Genomic DNA, 13215 nt, shown 5'->3' on the forward strand with positions numbered 1-13215 from the left:
CGCGTCGCCCCCTCCGCGGGCGACTCAGGGGCGACTCAGGAAGAGCGCGAGGTGGCGAACGACGGTCCGACTCTCCAACCCGCCGGCGATCGCGCCGGTGACGACGCCGATGGTGCTGACGAACACGGCCGTCCGGACGAGGTCCCACGGGGTCACCACCGGGTCCTCCAAGGAGGGCCACGTGCTGATGAGGTCCTGCGGGAAGACGAGCAGTTCGATGCCGAGCATCAACAGTCCGACCAGCGCGAACAGGCCGAGAACCGCGGCGAACACCGTCGCCAACACGACCACGTTCAAGAGCGCCATGTGCTCGGTCACCACCCTGTGGGGGTCGCGCGGGAAGAACAGGTTCTGCGCGAACGTCAGATACAGCGTCGCCGCGACGACGCTGAACGCCGCGAACGCCGCGGCCGTCAGGTCGCTCATGTGTACGCCCACGTCCCACGTCTCCGCGCTGAACACCAGCACCAGCGTCGGCGCGACGGCGGCGGTGGTCAACCCCGGGAGCGAGAGGGGGAGCAGTGGCGCGCGGTTGCGGACCAGCGACCGGGCGACGTAGCCGGCGTTCGACGCTGCGCTCCGTGCGTGGAACGCGACCCGACCGAGCGGATTCCGGACGGTATCGACGTCCTCTGCGTCGGGGATGTCGGGCGCGATTCGACGGAGGCGTCGCTCGGCCGCCGGCCCGAACTCCCCGGCGCTTCGACGTTCGGGGTCGAACCTGAACGGCCGCATCACTTCTCCTCCGGCGTCGTGGTCGGCGTCGAGTACGTGTCCGAGAAGGTGGAGGAGGAGGTGCGCGGCGTTCCAGCGCACGGACTCGGCGTCGAGCGAGCGAACCGGTTGCTCCCGCGGCGACGTGACGAGTCGCCGCGTCGAGACGACGACGATGCGTCCGACCGGCGACGCCAACCCCGGCACGACGCGCTTTCGGGTCGAGACGAGGGGCGCGTCGGTCACGACGACCACCACGTCGTACGGGCCGTCGACCATCCGGAGCGTCGCCTCCTCCAAGAAGTCCGACGGACGGCGCGCGCCCCCGTCGCTGAGGCGGTTCGGGTCCTCCTCGTAGAACTCCCATCCGACGCCGGTCGCCCGCCGGAGTTCGTCTCGGACGTCCGCGGTCATCCGGTCGCCGAAGGCCCGAAGCGCGTCCACGTCCGCCGACGGCGAGTGCGATACGAACGTCCCGACGCTGACCGTCTCGTCGCCCTCCTTCGGGGGTACCGACTCTCCCGCTCCGTCCGCGGCGGACTCCGAGGCTGTTCGGTCCACGTCGCGTACGACGGCCGCGCGGTCGTAAAGTGGCGGGGCCGACTCCGACGTTCGTCGTCACGCATATGTGAGGGACCGACCAAGTGCGAGCATGCGAATCGAATACGACCGGGACACCTGCATCGGCATGTTCCAGTGCGTCGACGAGTGGGAGGCGTTCGAGAAGAACTTAGACGAGGGGAAGGCCGACCTCGCCGGCGCGGAGGAGACGGAAGACGGCGTGTTCGTCCTCGAAGTACCCGAGGACGAAGAGTTCGAAGCCGAGTTCGCCGCCCGGGTCTGCCCGGTCGACGCCATCGAACTGTACGACGACGACGGCGAACAGGTCGTCTGACCGGACGACCCGCGGAAGCGGCCGGGCCTCCGGCGCTGACGGGCAAAATCGTTATGTACGTCCGCTGAGATTACACCGTCTAAGGAGGACCATGGGCCACCGAAGCCACCGCACCCGTCTCTCGGAGTGGGCCGACCTCGTCGGAGCGTCGCTCCCCGATTCGCTCGGGGAGGAGTCCGAGGACGCGACGCGCGAGGCGGCCGACGTCCGCCGGGACGGAGAGCGCGGACACCCGAACTGAGAGCCGACGCGCCGGCTTTCAGTTACGCCGCGGTTCGCTAACCCTTATTCGCGACGACGCCGAAGCGTGTACGATGGCGGCCACCGACGACCCCGCATACGTCGACCACCCCCTTCTGACTCCCGAGTTCATCGAACGCCGACTCTACCAGATTCGGCTCGCGGGTTCCGCGCGCGACGCGCACACCCTCGTCTGTCTGCCGACGGGTCTCGGCAAGACGACGGTGAGTCTGCTCGTCACCGCCGACAGACTCCACGACGTCGGCGGGAAAGCGCTGTTTCTCGCGCCGACGAAGCCGTTGGTGCAGCAGCACGCGGACTTCTACCGCGAAGCGCTCTCGATACCCGACGACGAGATCGTCGTCTTCACCGGCGACGTCCGCCCGGACGACAGGGCGGCCCTGTGGGAGGACGCGCAGATAGTCATCGCCACGCCGCAGGTCGTGGAGAACGACCTCGTCGGCAACCGCGTCTCCCTGCGCGACGTGACGCACCTCACCTTCGACGAGTGCCACCGCGCGTCGGGCGACTACGCGTACGTCTACATCGCCGAACGCTACCACGCCGACGCGCAGAAACCGCTCGTCACCGGGATGAGCGCGTCCCCCGGCGGCGACCAGGAGGCCATCCTCGAAGTGTGCGAGAACCTCGGCATCACCGAAGTCGAGGTGATGACCGAGGAGGACGCCGACGTCGACGAGTACACCCACGACACCGACGTGGAGTGGGAGCGAATCGAACTGCCCGACGAGATTCTGGAGATGCGGGACGCCCTCAACGAGGTCATCAAAGACCGTCTGGAGAAGTTGAAGTCCCTCGGCGTCGCCAGCACCACCCAACCCGACGTCTCGCAGAAGCAGTTGAACGGGATGCGCGCCGAACTCCAGAAGTTGATGAACGCCGACAAGTCGGAGGGGTACAAGGGGATGTCCACCCACGCCGAGGTGATGAAACTCCGGCGCGCCGTCGAACTCGTCGAGACGCAGTCCGTCGAGTCCGTCCGCCGGTACTTCGAACGTCAGCGAAACGCCGCGCGGTCCTCGGGCGCGTCGAAGGCGAGTCAGCGACTCGTCGCCGAACCCAAAGTCCGAGAGGCGATGCGGAAGGCCGAGTCGTTCGACGGCATCCACCCGAAGTTCTCCCGCACGCGCATTCTACTGGCGCAGACGCTCGGCATCGAGGACGGCGAACGCGTCATCGTCTTCACCGAGTCGCGGGACACCGCCGAGGCGTTGACGGAGTTCCTCGGCGAGAGCTTCGACGTCCACCGGTTCGTCGGGCAGGGCGACGCCGACGGGTCCGAGGGCATGACCCAAAAGGAGCAACAGGAGACCCTCGACGACTTCAGGAACGGCGAGTTCGAGGTGCTCGTCTCCACCTCCGTCGCCGAGGAGGGCCTCGACGTGCCCGAAGTCGACCTGGTGCTCTTCTTCGAACCCGTCCCGACGGCGATTCGCTCCATCCAGCGGAAGGGTCGGACGGGCCGGCAGGCGAAGGGCCGCGTCGTCGTCCTGCTTGCGGAGGACACCCGCGACGAGGCGTACTTCTGGATATCCCGCCGCCGCGAGAAGGAGATGGAGTCCGAGTTGCGGGAGTTGAAGGGCGTCGCCGAGGAGGTGGAAGACGAACTGGACGACGCGCAGACCGGCCTCGAAGCGTTCTCCGCCGCGGAGGGCGATACATCCGCGACGGACGCCGCCGCACCCCCGGCGGAGAACGGCGCGGCGACGAACGACGGCGGCGCGGCGACGGAGGGTGCACCCGCCGAGAACGACGACGGTCAGGTCGGACTGACCGACTTCGGCGCGACGGACGAGGAGATAGCCCGCGCCGACGAGGACGCCGACGGCGAGAGCGAGGAGACGGATGCCGGAGACGACGGAGTGGTCGCCACCGCCGGACGCGACGACGAGACGGTCGAAATCGTCGTAGACCAGCGAGAACTCGACTCCTCCATCGCAAAGGACCTCTCGACGCGCGACGGCATCGAGACGCGGTTGGAGACGCTGGCCGTCGGCGACTACGTCCTCTCGGACCGCGTCGCCGTCGAGCGAAAGTCCGTCGCCGACTTCCTCGACACCCTCGTCGGCGAGGAGCGGTCGATATTCGAGCAGATAGGCGACCTCTCGCGGGCGTACGCTCGCCCCATCCTCGTCCTCGAAGGCGAGGGACTGTACGAGGAACGCAACATCCACCCCGGCGCGATTCGCGGCGCGCTCGCGTCTCTCGCGGTCGATTTCGACGTGAGCATCCTCCAGACGCGCGACGAGGACGACACCGCCGAACTCCTCGACACCATCGCCTCGCGCGAACAGACCGAACGCGAACGCTCCGTCAGCGTCCACGGCGGCAAGAGCGCGAAGACGCTGACCGAACAGCAGGAGTACGTCGTCTCGGCCATCGCCGACATCGGGCCCGTCACCGCGCAGAACCTCCTCGAAGCGTTCGGCACCGTCGAGGCGGTCATGACCGCGCGGGAGGACGACCTCCTCGACGTGCCGGGCGTCGGCGAGGTGACGGCCTCCAGGATTCGCGAAGTTGTCGGGTCGGATTACGAGTAGTCGGCCCCTCCGTCCCCCGTCCGGTTCTGAACGAATGTCCGATTTACCGACTCCGTATTTATGAACAGTTCCCCGAACTGGGGCCGTTTATTCCGCATTTCTTTGATTTAGGAGAAACGGATATATAGGTAGCGGCAAGACATGTAACTCGAAGATGAGTACCTCATCTGCGGAATACGAAAAGTCCGTCAACCGTGATGGATCGGACTCCGAGGAGCCCCCGAACAGGGTGCTCTACGGTGCCCCCCAGCACGAGACGGACGTCCCCCAAGACCCCTACCGCGAGATGCTCGACGTGGAGGAGGACGATTCTCCTCTGGAGCGTGACCTGTTCACGTTGTTCGAGCATTTCAGCGTCGATCCGGACGAGGGTGAGGACGACCACTCCTCGACCGTCGGCGTCGGCCCGATAGCGGGCATTCAGACAGCGTAACACCCGACGACCCGGCGCCGACCCTCCCCCGGTCGGCCCCGACCCCGCCACTCCCCCACTCGGCGGGCGGTCGTCGGCCCCATTCCCCCTTTCTAATTTCGATCGTTCGACTGAGAGAGCGACGGCACGAATCCGACACCGAGAGAAGAGAGCGACGAGAGCGTTCGGCGGTTACCGGTCGAGTGCGGAGAGGGCTTCGGCGGCCTCCCGCGCGGCGGCGAGATGTTCGCGCGCGCGGCGCGGGTCGTCCGCCGACTCGCCGCGCGTCGCGTGCGTCGTCACCGCCCGGAGGAGCGCTTCTCTCGCCTCCGTGACGGTCCCGGCTCGTCCGCTCGGAGCGGTGTCGACCGACGAGGACGGAGGCGACGGTGACGAAGACGACCGGGTGGACGTGCGCGGGTGCCCGGAGCTGGCCGTCGAGGTGACCGTGTCGTCGGTTTCCGGCGACGCGGCCGACTCCTGGCCGGTTTCGACCCCGGTCTCGGCCGGCGTCGCCCCGTCGTCCGCCTCCGTCCGGCGGTCGCTCCCGACGCCGTTCGACGCCGCGGCGTCCGGGGCGTCCGCGGCGTCTCCTCGCCCTTCCGCGACTGCGGCGGACGCGGCGTCCGAGTTCGCGCTCTCGGCCGCGTCGCCGTTCGCCGCGTCCGCCGTCGCCGCCGCCTTCGACCCGCCGCCCTGACAGTTCGGACAGAACTCCTGTTCCTGATAGCGGAAGACGGGCGCGCCGCAGTCGTCGCAGTGTTTGTTCGTCATCGTCGCGCCCTTCAACAGGAGTTCGCTCATCCGCGCCGTCTCCTGACGGCGGGACTCGTCCTGTTCGTACTTCTCGCGGAGTCGCCGTCGCTCCGCTTCCTTGTCGAAGTCGCTCATACCCCAACGGAAGCGACGTGCGTCGAAAAAGCCACCGGGAGCGCTCTCGCCCGCCGTTCGCCGGCGGCGACCCCCCGCGCCGCCCCCGACGGTGTTCGACGAACGACGAACCGGGATTCGACGTGAAATGGCGAGAAACGGGCGTTCCGAAGCGTTTAATCGGAATCCGGTGCCTCGTTTTACGTGGTATGACGAAAGTTAGCGTGGTAGGTGCTGCCGGGACGGTCGGCGCCGCCGCGGGCTACAACATCGCACTTCGGGACATCGCCGACGAACTCGTGTTCGTCGACATCCCGGACAAGGAGGACGAGACGGTCGGTCAGGCGGCCGACACGAACCACGGCGTCGCGTACGACTCGAACACGGAGGTGTATCAGGGCGGCTACGAGGACACCGCCGGGTCGGACGTCGTCGTCATCACCGCGGGCATCCCGCGGTCGCCGGGGCAGACCCGCATCGACCTCGCGGGCGACAACGCCCCCATCATGGAGGACATCGGCTCCTCGCTGGCGGAGCACAACGACGACTTCGTCTCCATCACCACCTCGAACCCGGTGGACCTGCTGAACCGCCACCTGTACGAGGCGGGCGACCGGGACCGACACAAGGTCATCGGCTTCGGCGGCCGACTCGACTCCGCGCGCTTCCGCTACGTCCTCAGCCAGCGTTTCGACGCGCCCGTGAAGAACGTCGAGGGGACCATCCTCGGCGAACACGGCGACGCGCAGGTGCCCGTCTTCTCGAAGGTTCGCGTGAACGGTCGTGACCTCTCCTTCGACGACGACGAGAAAGACGAGATTCTCTCCGACCTGCAGGAGTCCGCGATGGACGTCATCGAACGCAAGGGCGCGACCCAGTGGGGGCCGGCCACCGGCGTCGCCCACATGGTCGAGGCCGTCCTCCGCGACACCGGCGCGGTCCTGCCCGGGTCCATCAAACTCGACGGCGAGTTCGGCTACGAGGACACCGCCTTCGGCGTCCCCGTCAAACTCGGCTCCGACGGCGTCGAGGAAGTCGTCGAGTGGGACCTCGACGAGTACGAACGGGGTCTCATGGACGACGCCGCCGAGAAACTCCGCGACCAGTACGAGAAGATAGCGTAAGCGGTCGTCGCCTCGAACCTCCTCTTCTTTCGACCGCGGATACGCCGCCGCTTACCGCGTCCCTCGCCGTCGCTCTGCGCCGACGACCAGACGACCAGAAGCGCGAGTAACCCGCTGACGACGGACGAGAGGAGACTGATGAACATCGGGGCCATGTAGTTCGCGCAGTCGCCGCCTCCGCCGCACTCCGTCGCGGCGAATCCGAAGAGTCCGGGCGGGTCGGAGAGTCCGACGCCGCTGACCGAGAGCAGTACGATGGCGGTCAGAGCGAGGAGACGCCGTTTCGTCGTCACGGCTCCGCCTCACCGGCGACCCCTCGGTCGGGAGGCGGCACGAACGCCCGTTCCTGACAGTCACCTACTGATTTAGGTCGAGGGATTACGACTGTCCCGGCCCACTAGCAGGTAATGTCAGCCGACGTCTACCGGTACGAAATCGACGCGGGCGTCGCCGTCTTCAACCTCACGGAGTTCTCGGTCAACGGCGGACTCCTCCTGCAGGAGTTCTTCGAGACGTTCGAATCCGTCCTCGCCCGGTCGGAGGTGACGGCGACCGTCCTCGTCTTCGCGGAGGAGGGCGGCCTCAGCAGGTGGTTCTTCGAACGGTTCGACGACCTTCTATCGAGGATCGACGGCTACGAACTCGACCGGGCCGCCGTCGTCGCGCCGCCGGTGAAACGGACCGCGCTTCGGGGCCGCCTCGCGGAGACGGACGTGACGGTAAAGACGCCCGAGACGCCGTCGGCGGCGGTGGAGTGGGCGCGAACGTCGGCTTAGGAGGGAGTCGGCTTCTCGACGTGCGAGAGGTACGCGGTGAGGTCCGTCGTCGTTATCATCCCGATGACGGTGCCGTCGTCCACGACCGGCACGTGGTGGACGCCGCGTTCTATCATCGTGTCCGCCGCGGCGGTGATGGGTTCCTGCGCCGTCGTCGTCACCACGTCCGTGCTCATGTACTCCGAGACTGGCGTCTCGTCCTTCGGGTGGCGTTCGGCGACGATTCTCACGAAGTCCGTGGAGGTGAGAATCCCGAGCAGTCCGTCCTCCTCATCGGTGACGACCACTGACCCGACGCCCTCTTCGAGCATCGTCTGGGCGGCCGTCTCGACCAACGTGTCCGGAGAGACGGTGTGCACGGGCGAGGACATGAGTCGCGCGACGAATATATCGTCCATGCTACTTGCTACCCTCGGACAGAACATAACGATTGTCGTTCGAAAACCGGGGCGGGGCGGGACTTTCGGCGTCTCGGCCGTCCCCGTCAGAGGCGTTCTTTCAGCGTCTCGGCCGTCCCCTCGCCGACGCCCGGCACGTCCGTCAGGTCGCCCACGGACGCCTCGCGGACGTTCTCGACGCTCCCGAACCGCCGGAGGAGGGCCCGCCGCGTCTTCGGGCCGACGCCGGGCACGTCGTCTAACACCGTCTTCACCTCGTCGCGGATGGTCTGGTGGTACTGGACGGCGAAGCGGTGCGCCTCGTCGCGCACCCGTTGGAGGACGTGCAGGTGCGGCGCGTCGTTCGGCCAGTCGTACACCCTCTTATCGGTGATGACGAGTTCCTCCTCCTTCGCGAGGGCGACGGCGGGCACGTCCCACCCGACTTCCGCGAGGGCGTCTAGCGCCGCGTCGAGTTGGCCGTCGCCGCCGTCGATGAGGAGGAGGTCCGGGTCGGGCCTGTCGTCGCGCCCCTCGACGGCGCGTTCGGCCCGCCAGCGCACGAGTTCGCGCATGTTCGCGTAGTCGTCGTTCCGGTCTGGGAGTTTCTTCCGGCGGTAGTCGGACTTCTCGGCGGACCCCTCGATGAAGCAGACGTTACTCCCGACGACGGCGGTGCCTTGGGCGTGACTCACGTCGAACCCCTCGATGCGCGATACCGGCGGCAGGCCGAGTGCGTCCGCGAGTGCGCCGAGTTCGTCGCTCCGGCCCGGTCCGCGTCTGGCGTTCTTCAGGGCGAGTTCGACCAGTTTGGCCTCGCGGCCGGCCCCGGGGACGCGGACGGCGACGCCCTCGGCGTTCAACCACGCCGTCACGTCGTCGTCGTCGGGGCGTTCCGAGAGCAACACGGCGTCCGGAAGCGTTCGCTCGGCGTAGTACTGCGTGAGGAACGCGGAGAGGACGGCGGCGCTTCTGTCGCCGCCCTCGGGCGCGTCGAGGCGGTGACTCGACCTATCGACGAGTTGCCCGCGTTCGCTGTGGAGGCGGGCCACCGTCGCCGAGTCGCCCTCGACGGCGACGCCGAGGACGTCCACGGCGCGTTCGTCCGTCCGGGCGGCCACCGCCTCCTCGCCCGCGCCGTGGAACGACTCCACCGCGTCGAGCCTGTCCCGGAGGTTCGCCGCGCGTTCGAAGTTCTCCTCCTGCGCGGCGGACTCCATCGCCCGGCGCAGGGGGTCCGCGAGGACGCCCGTCTCGCCCTCGAAGAACCGGACGACCGATTCCACGTCCTCGCGGTAGTCGGCCTCCGAAATCTCGCCCGTGCAGGGGGCGGTGCAGAGGCCCATCTCGTAGTCGAGGCAGGGGCGGGCGCGGTTGGCGTACTTGTGGTCCGAACACCCGCGGACGCCGTACGTCTCCCGCAGGGCCTTCACCACCGTCTCGACCCGTCCCTTGTCGGTGAAGGGGCCGAACACCGTCGCGCCCTCTTCTGGGTCGCGCGTCACCTCGATGCGCGGGACGGGGTGGTCGGTCAACTGCACCAACGGGTACGACTTGTCGTCCTTCAGGCGGACGTTGTACCGCGGTTGGTGGCGCTTGATGAGGTTCGCTTCGAGGAGAAGCGCCTGCGTCTCGGTGTCCGTGACGGCGAAGTCGATTCGGTCGGCGCGTTCGACCATCTGACGGATGCGCGCCCCGCGCGGGTCGGCGTACGACCGCACCCGGTCGCGGATGTTCACGGCCTTTCCGACGTAGAGAACGGTGTCGTCTCGGTAGAACTGGTAGACGCCGGGCTCCGTCGGAAGGTCCTTGGCGCGCGCTCTAACGCCGCTTTCGTCCATCTACCCCCGGGTACGTTCCGACGGGCTTTGAGGCTGACGCGACGGCTCCGGGGGTCGCCGCCCGCCGCCTCCGCCCGTCACTTCGACGCTTCGAGGACGGCCGCCCGGATGGCCTCGTCGTACCCCGGGTGGGTGGACCACCGGTCGTCCGACGCGACGAGGTAGTCGATGGCCTCGACGGCGTCCCAACTGACGGACAGGACGAGGTGGTCGTCGTTCTCTCCGGCGTAGTCGTGCGGTGCCCCTCTGTTCGCCGAGGCTCTCGCAACGTCACCGGAACGCGTCGCGTTCCGATCGGCGTACGAAACGCTTCGCGTCTCGTCAACGTCGTCGGACTGCGTCCGATGGGCTGGCGAGCTTCGCTCGTCAACGTCGCGAGACTCCGTCTCGCGGCCCGTAGAGCTCCGCTCCGCGACGTCACCGGACCGCATCCGGCGCGCCGACGAACGTCGTTCGCCGACGCCGTCGGGCGACGCCCGGCCGCGTGCCGAGGTTTCTTCGACCGTGTCGCCGATCACCGCCCGGAACGCGCGTTCGGCCCGGTGGAGGTCGTGGCCCAGTTTCGTCGCGGCGAACCGGTTGCTCTCGCTTCTCGTGACCGCCTCCGCGTCGAGCAACGGCGGGAGGTGGCGGTGGCGCAGTTCCACCTCCAACTCGTTTATCCGTCGATCCGGGTGGTCGTCCGGCCCTCGGAGTCCGTCTTCGGTGCGGGCGGCGACGCGACGGGCGAGTTCTCGCCGCGTCAGCGGTCGACTCGCCTCGACTACGGCGGCGAGGGTGTCGCGTCGCCGTCGGGCGGCGAGCAGTTCGTGGAAGGTATTGCAAGGGGAGGGGACCATTCTATCTCCGACTATTTCTCTCATCGCTTAATTTTTATTCGTATTCGGCAGTTATGTCGTGTTTCCATACATATCGGCCGCGGTCGGTAGGTACAAACCGCGCCTCGCCGAACGCCGACTATGACCGACGCCGACGACGCCGACGACGACGCCGTCCGCGCGTGGCTCGTCGAACGCACGTACGACGACCGCGGCCTCATCATCCTCGTGTACGCGACTCCCGACGGCGAACGCGCCCGCCGGAAGGAACTCGCGGCGACGGTGATGCATCAACGCGGTATCACCCCCACCGCCGCGGTGGACGTGGACACCGAGGACTTAGACGAGGTGACGGACGCGGAGACGCGCGACCGGTACGCCGCGGAGGCGACTCGGATGCGCGAGAAACACGACCCCGACGACGAGGTGTAACACCCACCTTTTTCGAGGGGGTCCTCGCGCGCCGAGGGCGCGCTGTGGGGAACTCTCCCCGCAAAAACCCGGAGGGAAAAAAGGCCGACGAGACGGCAAGGCCGTCTCGCTCTACTCGCGGATGCCGGCTGTGCGCCGCGTTCGCTGCGGACCGACGGACCGTGACATCCCGTTGACGAAAACCGCCGGACGCGGACGCCCCAGTTTCAACGCTGATTCTCGCACCAAACCCTTTATCGGATGACCTGACTACCCACGGGCATGGCCGCCATCGAACTGGACGGGGTGACGAAGCGGTACGAAGACGTCACCGCCGTCTCGGATCTCTCCCTTACGGTCGACGACGGGGAGGTGTTCGGCTTTCTCGGACCGAACGGAGCGGGGAAATCGACCACGATCAACATCCTCTTGGATTTCGTCCGCGCGACGGAGGGCACGGTTCGCGTCCTCGGACACGACGCTCACAGAGAGAGCGTCGCCGTCCGGGCGCGGACCGGCGTCCTCCCGGAAGGGTTCGACGTGTACGACCGCCTCACCGGGCGCGCGCACGTCGAGTTCGCAATGGACTCGAAGGGCGTCGAGGGCGACCCCGACGCCGTCCTCCGACGCGTCGGCATCGCCGATGCCGCGGACCGGAAAGCCGGGGGCTACTCGAAGGGGATGCGCCAGCGTCTCGCCCTCGGGATGGCCCTCGTCGGCGACCCCGACCTCCTAATTTTGGACGAACCCTCCTCGGGTCTCGACCCCGCGGGAGCGAAGGAGATGCGTGAAATCGTGCTTCAGGAGGCTGAACGCGGGACGACGGTGTTCTTCTCCAGTCACGTCCTCGAACAGGTCGAGGCGGTCTGCGACCGCGTCGGCATCATGCGCGAGGGCGAACTCGTCGCCGAAGACACCATCGAGGGCCTCCGCGACGCCGTCGGCACGGAATCGACGCTCCGCGTCACCACGGCGGGCGACGCCATCCCCGACACCGACGCCCTCACCGAACTCGACGGCGTCAGTTCCGTCTCCACCGACGGCGAGACGCTTCTCGTCTCCTGCGACGGCGACGCGAAGACGGCCGTCATCGGCGAACTGGAGTCCCAGGGCGTCGAGGTGACCGACTTCGAGACGCGCGAGGCGTCGCTCGAAGACCTCTTCTTGGCTTACACCGGACGGGGAGACGGGACGGCGGACGAACCGGAGGTCCGCGCATGACGTGGCGAGCGGTCGCCGAGAAGGACTTCCGCGACGCCATCCGCTCGCGGTGGCTGTTCGGCGCGACGGCCTTCTTCGTCCTGTTCGTCGGCGGGGCCACCGCCCTGTTCTTCGGGGTGCTCCTGCCGCCGAACGCCCGCGACGCGTCGAACCTGTTCGGGTTCTTCGCGAATCTCGGCGTCTTCAGCCTCTCGTTCCCCGGCCTGTTGGCGCTCATCCTCGGCTTCGTCGGTCTGTCCACCTCCTACGGCGCGATAATCGACGAACGCGAGTCCGGGTCGCTGAAGCTGATGCTGTCGCTGCCGAACTCCCGGCTCGACGTGGTCGTCGGTAAACTCCTCGGTCGGAGCGCCGTCGTCGCCGTCGCCCTCCTCGCGGGGTTCGTCGCGGCGTTCGTCGGCTTCCTCGCGACCGGAACCGCCGTCGATTACGGCGCGTTCATCCCGCACGTCGCCCTGACGGTCATCCTCGGCGTCGCCTTCGTCTCCATCGGCCTCGGCATCTCCGCCGCCGCCGACTCCAACCGCGAGGCGACGCTGGCGACCCTCGGACTCTACCTCATCTTCGGCATCCTCTGGTCGTCCATCGCCGAGGGGATTCCGAAACTCATCAACTACGCCGCCAAGCAGGCTCCCTTCGTCTCGCCGCTCGAAAACATCACGCGGGTCAAAATCGGCCTGTTCCTGAAGTACGTCAACCCGCTGAAGACGTACGAGACGCTCGCCGCGCAGGTGTACTACGGCGCGGCGCAGGCCCGCCTCGTCAGCGCCGCCTTCGGCGAGCAGATGACCCTCGGTCCCCTGTTCAAAGAGAGCATACCGTTCTACTTCTCCGGCTGGTTCCTCATGCTCGTCCTGTTGGCATGGGTGGTCGCTCCGGTCGCTCTCGGCTACCTCGTCTTCGAGAAGCAGGATCTCTAACACCCACCTTTTTCGAGGGGGTCCTCGGCGACGGC

The 13215-nt window shown here is 67.6% G+C and carries 14 protein-coding genes; 9 read left to right on the plus strand and 5 right to left on the minus strand.

Translation table 11 applies throughout. From position 1 onward, the window contains the following. Positions 1–24: 24 nt before the first annotated feature. Positions 25–1275, minus strand: coding sequence for a hypothetical protein (locus ACFQEV_RS19315; protein ID WP_379699587.1), 1251 nt, complete (start codon positions 1273–1275; stop codon positions 25–27). Positions 1276–1366: 91 nt separating this feature from the next. Between ACFQEV_RS19315 and ACFQEV_RS19320 the strand changes: the two genes are divergently transcribed. The 4 genes from ACFQEV_RS19320 (at position 1367) to ACFQEV_RS19335 (ending at position 4843) form a co-directional block, all read left to right on the plus strand. Beyond that, positions 1367–1609 carry a ferredoxin gene (locus ACFQEV_RS19320; protein WP_379699590.1) on the plus strand — a complete coding sequence of 81 codons (243 nt, stop codon included), beginning with the start codon at positions 1367–1369 and terminating at the stop codon, positions 1607–1609. 91 nt (positions 1610–1700) lie between these two features. Next, positions 1701–1850, plus strand: coding sequence for a hypothetical protein (locus ACFQEV_RS19325; RefSeq protein WP_379699593.1), 150 nt, complete (start codon positions 1701–1703; stop codon positions 1848–1850). A gap of 73 nt (positions 1851–1923) precedes the next feature. Continuing rightward, positions 1924–4410 (plus strand): DEAD/DEAH box helicase, encoded by a 2487-nt coding sequence (locus tag ACFQEV_RS19330; RefSeq protein ID WP_379699595.1) that lies wholly within the window; start codon positions 1924–1926, stop codon positions 4408–4410. A 154-nt stretch (positions 4411–4564) separates the two neighbouring features. Beyond that, a complete protein-coding gene (locus tag ACFQEV_RS19335) occupies positions 4565–4843 on the plus strand; it encodes a hypothetical protein (protein WP_379699598.1) in 279 nt (92 codons plus the stop codon). Positions 4844–5014: 171 nt separating this feature from the next. Here ACFQEV_RS19335 and ACFQEV_RS19340 read toward each other — a convergent pair whose 3' ends face one another. Continuing rightward, positions 5015–5713 (minus strand): Sjogren's syndrome/scleroderma autoantigen 1 family protein, encoded by a 699-nt coding sequence (locus ACFQEV_RS19340; RefSeq protein ID WP_379699601.1) that lies wholly within the window; start codon positions 5711–5713, stop codon positions 5015–5017. Between the two features lie 188 nt (positions 5714–5901). On the opposite strand from ACFQEV_RS19340, the gene mdh reads away from it, so the two are divergent. Next, positions 5902–6816 carry a malate dehydrogenase gene (mdh, locus tag ACFQEV_RS19345; protein WP_379699604.1) on the plus strand — a complete coding sequence of 305 codons (915 nt, stop codon included), beginning with the start codon at positions 5902–5904 and terminating at the stop codon, positions 6814–6816. 407 nt (positions 6817–7223) lie between these two features. After that, on the plus strand, positions 7224–7592 hold the full coding sequence (locus ACFQEV_RS19350; protein ID WP_379699607.1) for a hypothetical protein: 369 nt from the start codon (positions 7224–7226) through the stop codon (positions 7590–7592). On the opposite strand, the gene ACFQEV_RS19355 is transcribed toward ACFQEV_RS19350, so the two are convergent. The 3 genes from ACFQEV_RS19355 to ACFQEV_RS19365 all read right to left on the minus strand — a co-directional run bounded on the left by ACFQEV_RS19355 (position 7589) and on the right by ACFQEV_RS19365 (position 10649). Next, positions 7589–7990, minus strand: coding sequence for a CBS domain-containing protein (locus ACFQEV_RS19355; RefSeq protein WP_379699609.1), 402 nt, complete (start codon positions 7988–7990; stop codon positions 7589–7591). The genes ACFQEV_RS19350 and ACFQEV_RS19355 overlap by 4 nt on opposite strands. 86 nt (positions 7991–8076) lie before the next feature. Then, positions 8077–9810: an excinuclease ABC subunit C gene (locus tag ACFQEV_RS19360; protein WP_379699612.1), complete on the minus strand. Its 1734-nt coding sequence runs from the start codon at positions 9808–9810 to the stop codon at positions 8077–8079. A gap of 77 nt (positions 9811–9887) precedes the next feature. Continuing rightward, the gene (locus ACFQEV_RS19365; RefSeq protein ID WP_379699615.1) at positions 9888–10649 is read right to left on the minus strand and encodes a DUF7344 domain-containing protein; all 762 of its coding nucleotides are present in this window, start codon (positions 10647–10649) and stop codon (positions 9888–9890) included. Between the two features lie 120 nt (positions 10650–10769). On the opposite strand from ACFQEV_RS19365, the gene ACFQEV_RS19370 reads away from it, so the two are divergent. The 3 genes from ACFQEV_RS19370 (at position 10770) to ACFQEV_RS19380 (ending at position 13180) form a co-directional block, all read left to right on the plus strand. Then, positions 10770–11060: a DUF7967 family protein gene (locus ACFQEV_RS19370; protein WP_379699618.1), complete on the plus strand. Its 291-nt coding sequence runs from the start codon at positions 10770–10772 to the stop codon at positions 11058–11060. Between the two features lie 261 nt (positions 11061–11321). Next, complete coding sequence (locus ACFQEV_RS19375) at positions 11322–12260, plus strand: ABC transporter ATP-binding protein (RefSeq protein WP_379699621.1); 939 nt, start codon at positions 11322–11324, stop codon at positions 12258–12260. Continuing rightward, a complete protein-coding gene (locus tag ACFQEV_RS19380; RefSeq protein WP_379699624.1) occupies positions 12257–13180 on the plus strand; it encodes an ABC transporter permease in 924 nt (307 codons plus the stop codon). The genes ACFQEV_RS19375 and ACFQEV_RS19380 overlap by 4 nt, the downstream gene beginning before the upstream one ends. The last annotated feature ends 35 nt before the right edge of the window (positions 13181–13215 follow it).

Source organism: Halopelagius fulvigenes (assembly GCF_042662625.1).
Classification (GTDB): Archaea; Halobacteriota; Halobacteria; order Halobacteriales; family Haloferacaceae; genus Halopelagius; species Halopelagius fulvigenes.